The 16,568-nt window shown below is 72.0% G+C and carries 12 protein-coding genes; 3 read left to right on the top strand and 9 right to left on the bottom strand.

Annotated elements, in window-relative coordinates:
• Window positions 1-289: 289 nt before the first annotated feature.
• The 9 genes from ABZS58_RS03295 to ABZS58_RS03335 form a co-directional block, all read right to left on the bottom strand.
• The gene (locus ABZS58_RS03295) at window positions 290-724 is read right to left on the bottom strand and encodes a hypothetical protein (RefSeq protein WP_354777054.1); all 435 of its coding nucleotides are present in this window, start codon (window positions 722-724) and stop codon (window positions 290-292) included.
• A gap of 458 nt (window positions 725-1,182) precedes the next feature.
• Window positions 1,183-4,401 carry a UvrD-helicase domain-containing protein gene (locus ABZS58_RS03300; RefSeq protein ID WP_354777056.1) on the bottom strand — a complete coding sequence of 1,073 codons (3,219 nt, stop codon included), beginning with the start codon at window positions 4,399-4,401 and terminating at the stop codon, window positions 1,183-1,185.
• A 36-nt stretch (window positions 4,402-4,437) separates the two neighbouring features.
• On the bottom strand, window positions 4,438-5,961 hold the full coding sequence (locus ABZS58_RS03305) for a metallophosphoesterase (RefSeq protein WP_354777057.1): 1,524 nt from the start codon (window positions 5,959-5,961) through the stop codon (window positions 4,438-4,440).
• Window positions 5,962-5,965: 4 nt separating this feature from the next.
• Complete coding sequence (locus tag ABZS58_RS03310) at window positions 5,966-6,211, bottom strand: MoaD/ThiS family protein (RefSeq protein WP_354777059.1); 246 nt, start codon at window positions 6,209-6,211, stop codon at window positions 5,966-5,968.
• A gap of 225 nt (window positions 6,212-6,436) precedes the next feature.
• Window positions 6,437-7,468, bottom strand: coding sequence for a GTP 3',8-cyclase MoaA (gene moaA / locus ABZS58_RS03315; protein ID WP_354777061.1), 1,032 nt, complete (start codon window positions 7,466-7,468; stop codon window positions 6,437-6,439).
• Between the two features lie 31 nt (window positions 7,469-7,499).
• A complete protein-coding gene (locus tag ABZS58_RS03320) occupies window positions 7,500-8,366 on the bottom strand; it encodes a fructosamine kinase family protein (RefSeq protein ID WP_354777063.1) in 867 nt (288 codons plus the stop codon).
• Window positions 8,366-8,809: a hypothetical protein gene (locus ABZS58_RS03325; protein ID WP_354777065.1), complete on the bottom strand. Its 444-nt coding sequence runs from the start codon at window positions 8,807-8,809 to the stop codon at window positions 8,366-8,368. Before ABZS58_RS03325 ends, ABZS58_RS03320 begins: the two co-directional genes overlap by 1 nt.
• Window positions 8,772-10,430: a GTPase gene (locus ABZS58_RS03330; RefSeq protein ID WP_354777067.1), complete on the bottom strand. Its 1,659-nt coding sequence runs from the start codon at window positions 10,428-10,430 to the stop codon at window positions 8,772-8,774. Before ABZS58_RS03330 ends, ABZS58_RS03325 begins: the two co-directional genes overlap by 38 nt.
• 58 nt (window positions 10,431-10,488) lie before the next feature.
• Window positions 10,489-12,309 (bottom strand): ABC transporter, encoded by a 1,821-nt coding sequence (locus tag ABZS58_RS03335; RefSeq protein WP_354777069.1) that lies wholly within the window; start codon window positions 12,307-12,309, stop codon window positions 10,489-10,491.
• Between the two features lie 239 nt (window positions 12,310-12,548).
• Between ABZS58_RS03335 and dnaK the strand changes: the two genes are divergently transcribed.
• The 3 genes from dnaK to dnaJ are packed head-to-tail and all read left to right on the top strand — an operon-like array spanning window position 12,549 to window position 16,429.
• Window positions 12,549-14,426 (top strand): molecular chaperone DnaK, encoded by a 1,878-nt coding sequence (dnaK, locus tag ABZS58_RS03340; protein WP_354777071.1) that lies wholly within the window; start codon window positions 12,549-12,551, stop codon window positions 14,424-14,426.
• Window positions 14,423-15,166 carry a nucleotide exchange factor GrpE gene (gene grpE / locus ABZS58_RS03345; protein WP_354777073.1) on the top strand — a complete coding sequence of 248 codons (744 nt, stop codon included), beginning with the start codon at window positions 14,423-14,425 and terminating at the stop codon, window positions 15,164-15,166. Before dnaK ends, grpE begins: the two co-directional genes overlap by 4 nt.
• Before the next feature lie 24 nt (window positions 15,167-15,190).
• Window positions 15,191-16,429, top strand: coding sequence for a molecular chaperone DnaJ (gene dnaJ / locus ABZS58_RS03350; protein ID WP_354777075.1), 1,239 nt, complete (start codon window positions 15,191-15,193; stop codon window positions 16,427-16,429).
• The last annotated feature ends 139 nt before the right edge of the window (window positions 16,430-16,568 follow it).

Genomic DNA, 16,568 nt, shown 5'->3' on the forward strand with positions numbered 1-16,568 from the left:
CTCTAGCCCAAACGCTAGAACCGCATAGAGATCCCTTGTGGCGTGTCGTGCCTTTTCTAGCAAAGTCTAGGGCACACGCAAGAGAGCCTTAGATCAGGCGATCGAACACCTGTCCGCCAAGCTCGAACTAATGTACTACAGGCTCCGAGGGGCCCCGCGCAAGGGGGGTCCTCATGGCGTGGCGGCGCACCCGCGGACGATCTCCCAACGACGGCCAGTATGCCGAAGACACCAGACGGGCACCCCGGAAGCCTGCCCAGGGTGCCCGTCTCAGCGTGTCCGGCGCAGGTCAGCTCCGGAGCTTCATGCAGAGCACGAAGGAGAAGGTCTCCGGGGTGGCCTTGTAGAAGTAGTTGTGCGTGTAGCCGGTGACGCCGTTGCACTTCTCCTTGTCGGAGGTGCCCTCGTACTTCTTCAGCACCTCGAACGTGCCGGCGCCGCAGGCGGTCTTCTGCATCACCGGGGCGGTGGCCGAGCCGATGTTGGTCAGGCACTCCCCGACCTTGACGTTCTTGGCGTCGCCCGGCGAGACGCCGGCCGGCGATGAGGCGCCGCCGCTCGGCGCGGTGCTCGGTGCGGCACTCGTGGAGGGCTTCGCCGAGGTGCTCGCCTTCGTGGTCGGCGACGTCGTCGTGGGGGTGCTCTTGTTGTCCTTCAGGACATACCAGATGCCGGCGGCGCCACCGCCGCACAGCAGCAGCACCAGGATGATGACCAGCGCCACCGTGCCACCGGACCCCCGGCGCCGCGGCGGCGGTGCGGCTGGCGGGCCCCACTGGTCGCCACCGGGCCCACCAGGTCCACCAGGCCCACCGGGGCCGGGCGGCTGGCCATAGGCCGGCTGCTGATAGGTGCCCGTCTGCCCGTAGTTGCCCCCATAGGGGCCCCCGGACTGCGGCTGCTGACCCCACTGCGGCGGTTGGCCATAGGGGTCAGGCTGCTGCCCATACTGTCCGGGCGGCGGACCATAAGGGTCCGGCTGTCCGTAGGGATCCTGCTGGCCGCCCTGCCAGGGGTCCTGGGGTTGGCCCTGGTACGGGCCCGGCGGTCCGTAACCCGACATGTGATCCTCCTGCTCCGCGAAGCTCCAGGCAGCCTAGTTGCGTCAATGCAGCAACGGTAGCGCCACCCCCCGACAGTTCCACCTCACGGTTTCGCGCCAGGTCCCTGTTCAAACGCGGATCAGATGAGGCGAAGCTGACGGTCCTTGGGCTTACGGGGTGCGGCGGGGCCGCGTCGCTCCAGCAGTCCGGGATCGATGGACGACAGGAACGGGGTGGGCGCCATGTCCCGCTCCGACCCGTGCCTGAAGCGCGTCCTGCTGTGCGACAGGAAGAGCCGGTCCTGCGCCCGGGTCAACCCGACGAAGAACAACCGGCGCTCCTCCGCGACGCTGTCCTCCGAGAAGCCCTGCGAGCCGGGCATCCGCAGCGGCAGCAGGCCGTCCTCGCAGCCGACCATGAACACGACGGGAAACTCGAGCCCCTTCGACGCGTGCAGCGTCAGCAGCGTCACCCGGTCGGCGCGCGAATCCCAGCCGTCGACCTCGGCGCCGGTGGCCAGCGCGCCCAGGAACTCGTCCAGGTCGCTGCCGGCCCGCAGCGCCGGCGGCGTCATCAGCTCGACCGCGGTCCACACGTCGGCCTCGGTCAGCCCGATCACGTCGGTGTCGAGCTGGCCGCAGCGGCCCGCGACGACCTGCCCGGACAGCCGCACCCTGGCGGCGATCGACCCGCCGAGCCCGGTCGCGAAGCGCAGCTCACGGGCGATGGCGGCGACCCCCGGCCGGTCCAGCAGCCGGTCGTGCGAGCGCTTCTGCACCGGCACGCCGGCCCGCGACAACGCGTCCACGATCGGCGCGGCCTGCGAGTCGGTGCGATAGAGCACGGCGATGTCGGAGAAGGACATCGCGCCGACGGTCGCCCGCGAGTCGACCCGGTTGTCGTGCGAGCGGTGCGACAGGCCGCCGACCAGCTCGTCGACGGTGCGCACGACGAAGTCCGCCTCGTCGGCGACCGAAGTGGCCGGATACAGCCCGACCATCGGCGCTTCCAGGTCGAGCCTGGCCGGGTCGAGGCGCCGTCCCGGCACCAGGGTCGTCGGTGCGATCGCCTGTACCGCCGCGGCGAGAATCGGCGCGGACGAGCGGTAGTTGCGCGTGAGCCGGACCAACCGGGCGTCGATCTCGGAGGTGGAGAAGTCCGTGGCGAAGCGCAGGAAGAACGAGACCTCGGCGCCGCGGAACGAGTAGATCGCCTGGTCAGGGTCGCCGATCGCGCAGAGGTTGCCGCCGGGCGGGCACAGCAGCCGCAGCAGGTTGTACTGCACCGGGTCGACGTCCTGATACTCGTCGACGAAGATCCACTGCCACCGGTCCCGGTAGCGGTCGACCAGCGCCGGAGAATCGGTGAGCAGCCGCACGCTCAGCGTCAGCAGCTCGTCGAGCGACACCATGTCCTTCGCCCGCAGCGCCTTGGCCAGGGCCTCCGAGGTCGAGGGCTCCATCGCGGCCAGGGCCCGCCGCGCCTCCCGCTCCGACAGCGGATCGAGGGCCGCGAGCAGGTCGGCCTCCTCCGCGATCCGGAACTTCGGGGTCAATCCGAACGCGCCCGCGTGCTCCCGCAGGATCGACAGCCCAAGCGCGTGGAACGTCGACACCGTCACGTCCTCGGTCACCGGTCCGAGCAGCCCTTCGAGACGATCCCGCAGCTCCTCCGCGGCCCGCCGGGTGAACGTGATCGCCAGGCACTCCTCCGGATACACGTCCAGCTCGGCACACAGGTACGCGATGCGATGCGTCAACGTGCGGGTCTTGCCGGTGCCGGGACCGGCCACGATCAGCAGCGGGCCGCCGGGCGCGGACGCCGCCACCCGCTGCAGCGCGTCGAGCCGGTCGAGCAGGCCCGTGCCGACCTCCTCCATCCCGGCCAGCATCGGCTCGAGCGGCTCGTGCGGCGACGCGGGCGCCGAGATCGGCGGTGGCGGCTCGGGCAGCGAAGCGGGAGCGGGTCGGCGGCGCTTCGGCGGCGCCTTCGGAGCGGCCTCGGCCTTGCGCTGTTTCGGCAGCTGCGGCATCGGTACGTCGAACAGCACGTCCTCCTGGACGCCGCGCGAGCGCAGCTCGTCCGGTGCGAAGAGCTTGATGACGCCGTACTCGCCGTCGTAGCCGGGCGTGCGGCTGACCTCGCCACGGCGCAGCCTGGCGATGCCCTCGCCGAGCAGTTCCCCGCCGACGCGGGTGATCTCGTGGATCGGGACCTCGCGCAGGATCGCCAGCTCCGAGCCCAGCTCCGCGACCAGCGACGCCAGCTGGGTGTCGACGGTCTTGGACTTCGGGCCGACGCCGTGGATCTCGCCGAGGATCTCGTGCAGCTGGATCAGGTGCGTGACCTGCGGGGCACCCGGCGGCACGTACCCGTCGGGACGGTCGGCGAGCTCCTCGACCCGGTGCAGCACGCCGACGGTGAGTGCCTTGCCGCAGACCGGGCACAGGCCCTCGGCCTCGCGGGTCTGGGCCGGCAGCCAGTTCACGTCGCAGGCGCGGTGCCCGTCGCCGTGATACTTGCCCTCCTCGGGGAAGAACTCGATCGTGCCGGCGAGACCGTCGCCCGTGCGGAGCGCGTCCCGCACCTTGAAGTAGTCCAGCTCACTGGTCAGCAGCGTCGCCTCACGGGCCAGCGCCGGCGGGGAGTGCGCGTCGGAGTTGGAGACCAAGCGGTACCGGTCCAGCGACGACACCCGCCAGTTCATCGCGGGGTCGGAGGACAGCCCGGTCTCGACCGCGAAGATGTGCTCGGCGAGGTCGGCGTAGCAGTCGGCGATCGCGTCGAACCCCGACTTGGAGCCCAGCGCGGAGAACCACGGCGTCCAGATGTGCGCCGGGACCAGGAACCCGTCGGGGCTCGCCTCCAGCGTGATCTCGAGCAGGTCGCGGGAGTCGAGGCCGAGGATCGGCCGGCCGTCGGATCCGAGGTTGCCGATCCTGCCGAGTGCGGTGTTGAAGCGGGCCGCCGCCTCGAAGTCGGGCTGGTAGATCAGGTGGTGGACCTTGCGGGTCCGGTCGCCGCGCTTGTAGATCGTGGAGATCTCGACCGACAGCATGAACCTGACCGGCGATCCGTCGGCGGCGTCGGACAGCCGCCCGGGCAGGCGGCGCAGGATCTCCGCCTCGCGGTCGGGGTGGAGGCGGAACAGGCCCGGCTCCGCCGGGACCAGCGCTTCGCGCAGGTGGTCGTGCCAGGCCGGATGGGTGAAGTCGCCGGTGCCGAGCAGCGTGATGCCCTTGCGCCGGGCCCACCAGGTGAGCGTCTCGATGCTGAGGTCGCGACTGCACGCCCGGGAATACTTCGAGTGGATGTGCAGGTCGGCAACGAACGAGTGGTCGGAGACGTTCGAAGGCACGCCGCATCCTGTCACACGCCGCCCGGCCACCGCCCGCTACGCGCCGTGCAGCTCGACGACCGAGATGTCCGGCGGTGCCCCGAAGCGCACCGGTGGCCCCCAGAACCCTGCGCCACGGGTCACGTAGACCTGCGTGCCGTCGACGTTGCCGAGCCCGGCCACCACCGGCGCCTCCAGACCCACCAGCAGGTTGAACGGCACCATCTGCCCACCGTGCGTGTGGCCGGACAGTTGCAGGTCGACGCCGTGTTTCGCGGCCTCGTGCGCCTGCACCGGCTGGTGAGCGAGCATCACGACCGGCCGGGACGCATCCCGCCCGTCGAGCGCCTTGCCGAAGTCGGGCCCGTCGCCCACGTCCTCGCCGGTCACGTCGTTGACCCCGGCGAGGTCCAGCCCCTGGATGTCGACCCGCTCGTTGCGCAGCACCCGGACGCCGAGCGAGGTGACCTCGTCGACCCACTCCTGATAGCCGGAGAAATACTCGTGGTTGCCGGTCACGAAGAAGCTGCCCTGCCGCGCCCGCAGATCCTGCAGCGGCTCGGCGGCCGGTCCGAGCTCCGCGACCGACCCGTCGACCAGGTCACCGACGATCGCGACGATGTCCGCCTCGACCGAGTTGATGATCCTGACGATCCGCTCGGTGTGCGACCTGCCCAGCAGCGGCCCGAGGTGGATGTCGGACACCAGCGCGATCTTGAACCCGGCCATGCTCGCCGGCAGCTTCGCCAGGCGGATCGGCACGCGCTTCACCTGCGGCGCGCTCTTCGCCTGCCAGGTGCCGATGCCGACGGCCGCCACCGACAGGACCCCGGCCGTCGCCGCAAGCGACCGCCCGAGCAGCAGCCGCCGCCGCGGATCGAACCGCTCGTCCACCGCACCCGGCGCGGGCAACGGCTCAGCCGGCGACCGGGCCGGCACGTCGACCCCGGCACCGCCCACAACTCCGTCGTCCACAGCCCGGTCGTCCACAGCCCCGGCAGGCCGGCCCGCACCCCCCGCCGACTGCCCTGTCATGCCTGCTGAACCGCCCGCACCCCCGGTCGCCGCCGCTGCGGGGCCGGCCGGGTTGTCCACAGGCCGATCCGCATCGTCCACAGCACCCTGCACAGGTCGGAGACCTTTGTCCACAGGCCCAACACCACTGTCCACAGCGTTATCCACAGCCTGCGCCGCAGTGTGCACAGCCGCCGGCACAGCGTCCTGCGACCCGGCGCCGCGGGCCGGGTCACCGAGCGACCCGTCGCCCTGCGGCGCCCGGCGGCGGGTCCAGCGGCGCAGTGCCAGCCGCGGCAGCTCCAGCAGTGCGAGCGTCACCAGCAGGTAGAACATCAGGGCCAGCCACAGGAAGCCCGGCCAGGCCAGGACCGGCTGCTGGTCCAGCGGCAGCACCCGGGACCCGACCAGCGTCACCGGGATGAGCACCCCGAGCAGCACCACGACCAGTGCGCCGATCCGCCGGCCGCGCCGGGTGGTCGCCACGTCCTTGACCAGCCGCTTCCACAGATACCAGTGGATTGCGGCCAGCAGCAGCACGATGACCAGGAAGAGTGCGATGAACACGTGCTCAGCCGCCCGCGAATGGTGGAAGGATGTCGACGGTCGCCGCCGAGGGCAGGGCCGCGTCGCGGTCCCGCCAGGACGTGCCGTCGACCAGGAACGAACAAGCCGTGATCACCGAGGCCAGCTTCGGCCGGCCGTCGGTCACGGCGGCCACGAGCTCGCCGAGCGTCGCCGCCTCGACCTTCTCCTCGGCCAGGCCTGCGGCCGCACGGGCCCCGGCGAAGTAACGGACGAGCAGCACGGCGGTCATCCCCCGATCCCGGCCAAGCCGGCGGCCGCGTGGCCCGCGGCGGAACAGCGCACGAGCAGCACCGCGGTCACGCCAGAAGCCGTGCGGCCCCCGGCAGAGCAGCGAACCAGCAGCACCGCGGTCATCCCCCGATCCCGGCCACGCTGAAGACAGCGCGGGCCGCGATCCTTGCCATGCCGGCGGCCGCGTGGCCCCCGGCGGAGCAGTGCGCGAGCAGCACCGCGGTCATCCCCCGATCGCCGACATCGGACGGGCGGGCTGCAGGAACTTCGGGTCGTCGATGCCGTGCCCGGCCGGCTTCGCCCACATCGCCTTGCGCCACAGGTCGGCCAGCTCCCCGTCGGTCGCCCCGGACCGCATCGCGCCGCGCAGGTCGGTCTCGTCCTGGCTGAACAGGCACGAGCGCACCGACCCGTCGGCGGTCAGCCGGGTGCGGTCGCAGGCGCCGCAGAAGGGCTGCGACACGCTCGCGATCACGCCGACCCGCGCAGGCCCGCCGCCGACGGCGGCGTGCCCCTCGACCAGCCAGGTCTCGGCGGGTGCCCCGCCGCGCGCCACGGGATCGGGCAGCAGGTCGAACGCCGAGCGCAACCGGCCGAGGATCTCCTCGCCGGTCACCATCTCCTCGCGCCGCCAGGTGTGCCCGGCGTCGAGCGGCATCTGCTCGATGAACCGCAGCTCATAGCCGTGCTCGAGGGCGAACCGCAGCAGCGGCACCGCCTCGTTGTCATTGACCCCGCGCAGCAGCACCGCATTCATCTTCACCGGCACCAGCCCGGCCGCCGCCGACGCGGCGAGCCCGGCGATCACGTCGGCGTGCCGGTCGCGGCGGGTCAGGGTCTGGAAGCGGGCGGGGTCGACGGTGTCCAGCGAGACATTGACCCGGTCGAGCCCTGCCTCGGCGAGCGTCCCGGCGAGCCGGGCCAGGCCGACCCCGTTGGTCGTCAGCATGGTGCTCGGGCGCGGCGAAAGCGCGGCGACGGCCCGCACGATCCCGGGCAGCCCCCGGCGCAGCAGCGGCTCGCCGCCGGTGAAGCGGACCTCGGTCACCCCGAGATGGGTGACCGCGACCCCGATCAGCCGGACGACCTCGTCGTCGGTGAGCAGCGTCGGGCTCGGCAGCCAGTCGAGCCCCTCGGCGGGCATGCAATAGGTGCAGCGCAGGTTGCACCGGTCGGTCAGCGACACCCGCAGGTCGGTCGCCACGCGGCCATGACGGTCGGCAAGACCGGCACCGGGCGGCTCCGAAGGCGTCATGCTCGAAACGGTACCCCAGCGGTATGACAACTCAGAGAGCTCGCAGCGTGGAGCGCACCGACTCCCGATACGAGCCTCCGAACAGGGCGGTGTGCACCAGCAGCAGGTGCAGCCGGTGCAGCGCCACCCGGTCCTGCCATCCGTCCTGCAGCGGCCACGCCTCGCGGTACGCCGCCAGGATCCGGTCGTGGTGCGGCGCCCCTCCCCACAGTCCGAGCAGCGCCAGGTCGGTCTCCCGGTGCCCGCCGTGCGCGGCCGGGTCGACCAGCCAACCCTCGCCGGAGACGTCCCACAGCACGTTGCCGGGCCACAGGTCGCCGTGGATGCGGGAGGGTGGCTCGTCCCCGCCAAACGACGAGATGCCGGCGATCACCCGCTCGACCCCGGCAACATCGGAGCTGGTCAGCGCACCGTTGTCGACGGAGGTGCGAAGGAAGGGCCGCAGCCGCCGCTCGGCGAACCAGGGCGCCCACGGCCCGTCGGTGGGGTCGTTGGGCAGCGGCGCCGTGCCGATGAAGCCGGGCCAGCCGGCCCCGAATGACGGCGCCCCCGACCGGTGCATCGCCGCCAGCTGCCGCCCGAGCCGCGCGGCACCCGAAGGGGTCGCCTCGCCGTGCTCGATCCACTCCAGGGCGAGCATCGAGGGCAGTTCGGCGATCACGGCAGGTACCGACACCGTGGCCGACGATCGAAGCCACCGCAGGCCCGCCGCCTCGGTGGCGAAGAACCCCGCGGGCGGATCGTCGAGGGACTTGCAGAAGATCGAGCTGCCGTCGTCGAGGGTGAGCCGTTGCGCCGCGCAGATGGACCCGCCCGGCACCGGCGTCTCCCGGATCCGCTGATGCTTGATGAACATCGGCAGCTGCCCCGGATGCTCCTTCAGATACTCCAGGTCCATCAGCGCCGCCTCTGCATGAAAGGAAGGTGGGTCGCGGCCAGCACCGGCGGCACGACCGCCCCGGCCACCAGGCTCAACAGGCTCAGCACCCGGTCGGTGGCGCCCATGTGCCCGGCGTGCAGCGCGTGATAGCCGAAGTGCAGCGTGCCGAAGACCGCCGTGGCCGCCCCGGCCATCCAGCTGGTCGCCGGTCGGTCGAGCACTGCCGCGGTGCCGCACAGCACCGCGATCATGAGCATCGTGGCACCCAGGTCGACGATCAGATGCTGGTTGTACGGCGGGTACGCGGCCGTCCAGTGCAGCCCGAACCCCGGGAACGTGGCGAAGAACCTGTGAGGCGCCGAAACCGCCCAGAAGCCCCAAGCCGTATTTATCGCAGCAATGGCGAAAAATCCGAAACGCCGGCTAGCGGGCAGCAGTGCGAAGAGCGTCACGCGCGTCATCGTACGAGCGCAGCACCTCACGCATCGGCGCCACGATGTGCACGTCCGCGACCTGCGTGATCGCGCCCCGCAGCCGGCGGTCGGCGCGCGCCTTCGCCCGGCGGGCGGCCAGACCGACGATCGGGCGGACGACGATCGACAGCAGCACCCCGAAGAGCAGCCCGCCGGCGAGCAGCGTGGTCGGCAGCGGCAGTCGCCCGACGTGCGGCGCGGCGATGTCCGGCAGTCCGAGGAACGCGAGCACCGCCCGCACCGTCAGCCACAGCAGCCCGACCAGCGCGGTCGCGGCGCCGAGCCACTGCAGCGCCCCCACCAGCCGCCACCAGAACGGCCGGCGGGTCATGCCGAGGTCCGCCGAGGCGACCGCGACGTCGAGCGCGTCGGGCACGTCGTCGAGGTGGGAGCGGGAGGCGGCGGTGACCGCGGCCGGCCACGGCTCCGGCAGTCCGGCACCCGCCTGCTCGGCGACCTCCCGGGAGGCGAGCGCCACCGCGGCCTTCTGGGCAGCGGTGCTTTCCGGGAGTGAGGATGCGGCGGGTGTACCGCCTACAGGCTGATCAAGATGGAGTCGCCGCAACGGATCGGGGCGCAGTTTGCGGACCCATCGGGCAACCGGCCAACCAAGGACGCCTGTGGCTCGGTGCCGGTAGGTGCGCTCGGTCGCGGTGACGACGATCGGGACACCGGCCGCGACCGCGAGCGAGTCGGCGAGCCGGTCGACCGCGGCGGGCTGGATGCGCTCGCCGTGCACATCGGCGGCGACCAGCGGCTCCAGCTCGCCGACCGCGCCGCGCACGTCGCCGGCGAGCCGCTGCAGGAAGGCCTGCCGATGCTCCACCGTGCGCTCCAGCGTGACGCGCAGCGTGTCGAGCCCCGGCTGGCCCTTCGCGGACGTCGCAAACGCGGGCACCCCGCCGAGCCCGTCGGCCTCCAGCAGCCGGCGCAGGTCGGCGACGAGCCGCTCGCTGTCGCCCCGGTTGAGCCGGTCGGCCTGGTTGAGCACGACGACGGTCACGTCCCGGTGCCGCTGGAACTGCGCCAGATACTGCTGGTGCACCACCCGGTCCGCGTACTTCTGCGGGTCGAGCACCCACACCACGAGGTCGACCAGGCGCAGCAGCCGGTCGACCTCGAGCCGGTGCCGGGCCTCGATCGAGTCGAAGTCGGGCAGGTCGAGCAGGACCAGGCCGCGCAGGCCGGCCTCGTCGTCGCCGTCGAGGGCGCTCTCCCTGGTGAAGCGCCGGTTGGGCGGCACGCCGAGCCAGTCGAGCAGCGGGCCCGCGCCCTGCACGCCCCACACGCAGGCGTGCGCGACGCCGGTCGTCGGGCGGCGCACCCCGACCCGAGACAGCTGGAAGCGGCACAGCGCGTTGAAGAGGCTGGACTTGCCGCTGCCGGTGGCCCCCGCGAGGGCGACGACGGTGTGCGCCCGGGACAGCGCGAGCCGCTCGCCCGCCCGGTCGATGACGGTGCGCGCCGTGACCAGCTGAGCGTCCGGCACGTGGTCCTCGGCCGCCTGGACGAACCGCCGAAGCGCCTCCACGCGGTCGGCCAGGCGATCCGCGTCCACCGCACCACCCTGCCGGGGGATCGCCTGCTTGATCTTGTCCACGAGGCTCATGCCGTCGCCTCCGCTGCGCTCCGGCGCCGGCCCGGGCCGAACCTGTGCTCGTGACTGCTCATTGCGGCTCCAGCCGGACGTCGGCGCGGGCGAGTTGCACGGCGGTGCTGGCGGCGCGCAACCTGCCCGCGAAGTCGTCGTCGATCCCGGCGCCGGCCAGCGCGCTACGGTAGCGCCCCGCCTCCTCCTCGAAGAGGGCGGCGACCCGCTCCAGCAGATCCTGCCTGGCCCGCTCGGCGAGCGACCGCACCGCCTGGTCGCCGAAGATCGCTTCGAGGACCTTCTGCGCGGTGACCGTCGTGCCGCCGGCGACCACGATCTCCAGGCCGGTCGGGATGAAGGCGGTGGCGGCGAAGACCGAGACCATCACCAGCAGGCCGGTCGCGTTGACCGCATAGGCGCTGGCCCGGGCGAGGACCCGCTTGTCGCCCGCCTCGGTGCGCACCAGGTCGAGGACCGAGCGCTGCCAGTCGCGGGTGAGCCGGGCGATCCGCTCGTCGAGGTCCTCGGAGGGGCGGGTCAGGTTGGGCGCGGCGGCGAGCAGCGCGGCGCCGGCGGGGTGTGCCTTCCAGGCGAGGCCCGCCCGCTCGGCGGCGTCGGTCGCGGCGCTCTTGAGCAGGATCGCCAGACCGGACCCGATCGCCTCCTTGAAGCGCTCGCCGGGCGCCGGTCGGCCGGTGATCGCGGCGACGATCCGGTCCCGGGCCCGCCCGACGCGGGCCTGCAGCGCGCGCATGATGTCGCCGGTGCCGACGAGCTCCTGCCAGCGGGCGAGCACCTCGCCGCGCAGCAGCGCGCCGTCGTGGATGCCCTGCTCCACCGAGGAGGTGGCGGCCCGATAGGACCCGCGGACGGCGTCGTCGAGCGACTTGCCGGCGGTGACCTGGTCCTCGGCCGCCGAGGCGAGCACACCCACGTCCATGGTCAGCGCGTCGACGGCGCCGCCGACGGTCTGGCGGACCACCGCGGCGCGGGCCTCGGCGGAGCGGGCCAGCTTGCCGAACCAGTCCCGCAGCGGCGCGACCTGCGCCTCGCTGAGCAGCCCCTGACTGTCGAGACGGGCCTCGGGAAGGATGAACAGCGGCACCCCGCCGAGCTCCTGCTCCTGCAGCATGGAGGTCAGGTGCGGGCCGATCTCGTCGGCCGCGCCGCCGCCGGGCACCCGGTCGAGCACCAGTGCGATGGCGGTGCCCCGGCTGCGGGCCGTGCGCAGCATCCCCCACGGGACGGCGTCGGCGTAGCGGGCGGCGGTGGTGACGAAGAGCCACAGGTCGGCGGCGGCGAGCAGCTGCGAGGCGAGCTGCCGGTTGGCGTCCACGACGGAGTCGATGTCGGGCGCGTCGAGCAGCGCCAGCCCGGCGGTGAGCGCCTGAGCGGACACCACCTGCAGGGTGCCGGTGTCGCTGCTCGCGCCGCTGGTGCGCATGAGCGACGGCAGCACGTTGGCCTTGGAGAACCAGGACATGTCGGTGGGGTGGCAGACCAGGACCGGTGCGCGGGTGGTGGGCCGCAGCACACCCGCCGGGCTGACCGGGGTCCGGATCAGGCTGTTGACCAGGGTCGACTTGCCGGCGCCGGTCGAGCCGCCGACGACGACCAGCAGCGGCGCGTCGAGCCGGTCGAGCCGGGGCAGCAGATAGTCGTCGAGCTGGTCGACCATGGCCGCGGCGACCGTGGCGGCCCGCTCGGCGCTGGGCAGCGGCAGTGCGAAGCGGGTCGCCTTGCCGAGATCGCGCAGATCGACCAGCGCGGTGACGAGGTCGGCGACCGGGGACCGCTCCGGCTCCCGGGCGCGCGGGGGCCGACCGGTGGACGGGCCATCAGCTGAAGGGCTGGCGGCCGCCGACCGGGCGGACACCGACTCGCCCTGTGTGGTCACGGGTAAAGCGTGCACGATGTCGCTGTCCAGCGCCATGCAATGGCCGGAAGCATCGATGTCAACCAGCGCAATCTCACCCAGGACCTACCACAGGGACGCCCACGGGTGTGACAAGTTGCGCCGGGCTCACTCAAGGTTGGACTTGACGATCGAGACTTGCGTGGCACTATTGAGTGACATTCACTCAACTTCGCAGTCGGGGCGTTTCGCACCGACTGCATCCTGGAGGTCAAGCAGCTATGGCACGTGCGGTCGGCATCGACCTCGGAACCACCAACTCGGTGGTCAGTGTCCTGGAGGGCGGCGAGCCCAGCGTCATCGCCAACGCCGAGGGTGCGCGCACGACGCCGTCCATCGTCGCGTTCGCCCGCAACGGCGAGGTGCTGGTGGGCGAGGTCGCCAAGCGCCAGGCGGTCACCAACCCGGACAGGACCATCCGCTCCGTCAAGCGTGAGATGGGCACCAACTGGGCCATCGACATCGACAGCAAGAAGTACACCCCGCAGGAGATCTCCGCGCGGGTGCTCATGAAGCTCAAGCGCGACGCCGAGGCCTACCTGGGCGAGCAGATCACCGACGCGGTCATCACCGTGCCGGCATATTTCAACGACTCGCAGCGCACCGCCACGAAGGAGGCCGGCGAGATCGCCGGGTTCAACGTGCTGCGCATCGTCAACGAGCCGACCGCGGCCGCCCTGGCCTATGGCCTGGACAAGGGCCCGAAGGAGCAGACCATCCTGGTCTTCGACCTCGGCGGCGGCACGTTCGACGTGTCGGTCCTGGAGCTCGCCGAGGGCGTCGTCGAGGTCAAGTCGACCTCCGGTGACAACCACCTCGGTGGCGACGACTGGGACGAGCGGGTCATCGACCACCTGGTCAAGACGTTCCGCGGCCAGCACGGCATCGACCTGTCCGCCGACAAGATGGCGATGCAGCGGCTGCGCGAGGCCTCCGAGAAGGCCAAGATCGAGCTGTCGGCCGCGACCACCACCTCGATCAACCTGCCCTACATCACGGCCGGTGCCGACGGCCCGCTGCACCTGGACACCCAGCTGTCGCGCGCGGAGTTCCAGCGGATGACGCAGGACCTGCTCGACCGCACCAAGGTGCCGTTCGAGAGCGCGATCCGCGACGCCGGCATCAAGGTCGGCGCGCTCGACCACGTCATCCTCGTCGGTGGCTCCACCCGTATGCCCGCCGTGACCGAGCTGGTCAAGCAGCTCACGGGCAAGGAGCCCAACAAGGGCGTCAACCCGGACGAGGTCGTCGCCGTCGGCGCCGCCCTGCAGGCCGGCGTCCTCAAGGGCGAGGTCAAGGACGTCCTGCTGCTCGATGTCACCCCGCTGTCGCTGGGCATCGAGACCAAGGGCGGCATCATGCACAAGCTGGTCGAGCGCAACACGACCATCCCGACCAAGCGCTCCGAGGTCTACACCACCGCCGACGACAACCAGCCCTCGGTGCTCATCCAGGTCTTCCAGGGTGAGCGGGACATGGCCGCGGGCAACAAGCGCCTCGGCACCTTCGAGCTGACGGGCCTGCCGCCGGCGCCGCGCGGCGTGCCGCAGATCGAGGTCACCTTCGACATCGACGCCAACGGCATCGTGCACGTGTCCGCCAAGGACCTCGGCACGGGCAAGGAGCAGTCGATGACGATCACCGGCGGCTCGTCGCTGCCGAAGGACGACATCGAGCGGATGATGCGCGACGCGCAGGACCACGCCGACGACGACAAGCGTCGCCGCGAGGAGGCCGAGACCCGCAACCTGGCCGAGGCGCTGCAGTGGCAGACCGAGAAGTTCCTCGCCGAGAGCGGCGACAAGATCCCGGCCGACGCCAAGGACCAGATGAACGAGGCGCTGGGCGACCTGCGCAGCGCGCTCGGCGGCAACGACACCGAGCGGATCAAGGCGGCGCACGAGAAGCTGGCGCAGGTCTCGCAGCAGGCCGGCAGCGCGCTCTATGAGCAGCAGCGGCAGCAGAGTGCCGGTGGCGAGGCCCCGGGTGCCGGGTTCGCCGGCGGCGACACGGCCGGCGCGCAGGCCGGTGCCGCCACGGGCAACGGCCCGGATGACGTCGTCGACGCCGAGATCATCGACGAGGACAACAAGAAGTGACCGACGAAGCCCGCGCCGCCGGCCCGGAAGGGCCGGCGGAGCGCGTTGTGATCAAGGACAAGCGGAAGGTGTCGGCCAATGGCAAGCCGGCCGGCACACCTGACGCCGGACACACCGCGGAGGAGGCGGACGTGGAGGTCGAGGAGACCGAGACCGTAGCCGAACAGGCCGGGGTGGCGACCGAAGAGGAGCCGGTCGAGGGCGAGATCGTGGACGAGGCGTTCACGGTCCACGCGCCCTCGAGCGGGGCACCGGGCGAGGCCGCCGCGCAGGGCACCACCGACGACGCGCACCAGCACGGCCTCGGCGCCGAGCTGGCCGCGCTGCGCACCGACCTCGAAGAGCGCACCCGGGACCTGCAGCGGGTCACCGCCGAATACGCCAACTACCGCAAGCGGGTCGACCGTGACCGGGCGCAGGTGGTGGAGCAGGCCAGCGCCAACGTGCTCGGCGCTCTGCTGCCGGTGCTCGACGACCTCGACCGGGCCCGTGACCACGGCGACCTGGTCGGGGCGTTCGGCGCGGTCGCGGAGCAGCTGACCGGGGCGCTGACCAAGTTCGGGCTGACCGTGTTCGGGGCGAAGGGCGACGCGTTCGACCCGACCCGTCACGAGGCGGTGGCCCACCTGACCTCGGCCGAGGTGACCGAGCCGACCTGCATCGACGTGATGCGGCGCGGCTATCTCCTCGGCGAGCGGCTGCTGCGACCGGCTCTGGTCGCCGTTGCCGACCCGGAGTAAGAGACGCCTGGAGGAGGTGGCGCAATGAGTTCGAAGGACTGGTTGGAAAAGGATTTCTACGCGGTTCTGGGCGTCACCAAATCCGCTTCCACCGACGAGATCAAGAAGGCGTACCGCAAACTCGCGCGTGAGCTGCACCCCGACCGCAACCCCAACAACGCGGCGGCCGAGGAGCGGTTCAAGTCGGTGTCGGAGGCATATGACGTGCTGTCGGACGCCGGCCGGCGCAAGGAATACGACGAGATGCGGTCGCTCTTCAGCGCGGGTGCGTTCCGGCGCAACGCGCGGGCCGGCAACCACGGAGCAGGTCCCGGCTTCGACTTCTCCGACCTGTTCGCCAATGGTGCGCAGGGCGGCGGGGCCGGTCCCGGTGCCGGCGCCGGTGGTGACCGCCGCTTCGGCGGCGCGGGTTTCTCGGACCTGTTCAGCTCGATCTTCTCCGGTGGTGGCGGACCCGGCGCGGGTGCTCCGGGCGCGGCTCCCGGGCGCCGCGGCCGCGGCCGCGACGTCGAGACCGAGGTTGTCCTCAACTTCGCCGACGCGGTGCAGGGCGCGACGCTGCCGATCACGCTGCGCACGCCCGGCACCTGCGAGACCTGCCACGGCAACGGCGCCGCCCCCGGCTCCACGCCGCGGACCTGCCCCAACTGCCGGGGTCAGGGCGTGGTCAGCAGCAACCAGGGCTCGTTCAGCTTCACCGAGCCGTGCCGCGAGTGCCAGGGCGTGGGCACGATCGTCGACGAGAAGTGCCCGGAGTGCGTGGGCAGTGGCGGCGTGACCAAGACCCGCACGATCAACGTCCGCATCCCCGCGGGGGTCGCCGAGGGTCAGCGGATCCGGTTGAGCGGTCGCGGTGAGCCGGGCACGCGTGGTGGCGCGGCCGGCGACCTGTTCGTGTTGATCAGGGTGCGTCCCGACTCGGTCTTCGGCCGCAGCGGCGACGATCTGACCCTGACGGTGCCGGTGTCCTTCGCGGAGGCGGCGCTCGGCGCCGACCTGCGGGTGCCGACCCTCGACGCGGCCGTGACGCTGCGGGTGCCCCCGGGCACGCCGAGCGGGCGGACGCTGCGGGTGCGCGGCAAGGGGGTCGCCCGGCGCGACGGGAAGGTCGGCGACCTGCTCGTCACGATCGACGTCCACGTGCCGGCGGAGCTGTCCGAGGCCGCCCGGCAGGCACTGTCCGATTTCGCGGCCGCGGCGCCGCCGGCGCCGAGAGAGCGGCTCGACGCGATCGCACGGGAGCGCAGCAGCTATGAACGATGAGGGAGCGCGTCGCACGGGAGCGCGGCAGCGATGAACGACGAGGGAGCGCGTCGCATGGAAGCGCGGCAGCCATGAACGATGAGCAGGCACATCGCACAGGAGCGCAGCAGCCATGAACGATGAGCAAGCACGTCGCACG

The organism is Dactylosporangium sp. NPDC005555 (assembly GCF_040605635.1).
Lineage (GTDB): Bacteria > Actinomycetota > Actinomycetes > Mycobacteriales > Micromonosporaceae > Dactylosporangium.

Coding starts and splice junctions, on each gene's coding strand:
- ABZS58_RS03310 (WP_354777059.1), bottom strand. CDS start 6,211: ATGACCGCCGTGCTGCTCGTCCGTTACTTCGCCGGGGCCCGTGCGGCC.
- moaA (WP_354777061.1), bottom strand. CDS start 7,468: ATGACGCCTTCGGAGCCGCCCGGTGCCGGTCTTGCCGACCGTCATGGC.
- ABZS58_RS03320 (WP_354777063.1), bottom strand. CDS start 8,366: ATGGACCTGGAGTATCTGAAGGAGCATCCGGGGCAGCTGCCGATGTTC.
- ABZS58_RS03325 (WP_354777065.1), bottom strand. CDS start 8,809: ATGACGCGCGTGACGCTCTTCGCACTGCTGCCCGCTAGCCGGCGTTTC.
- ABZS58_RS03330 (WP_354777067.1), bottom strand. CDS start 10,430: ATGAGCCTCGTGGACAAGATCAAGCAGGCGATCCCCCGGCAGGGTGGT.
- dnaK (WP_354777071.1), top strand. CDS start 12,549: ATGGCACGTGCGGTCGGCATCGACCTCGGAACCACCAACTCGGTGGTC.
- dnaJ (WP_354777075.1), top strand. CDS start 15,191: ATGAGTTCGAAGGACTGGTTGGAAAAGGATTTCTACGCGGTTCTGGGC.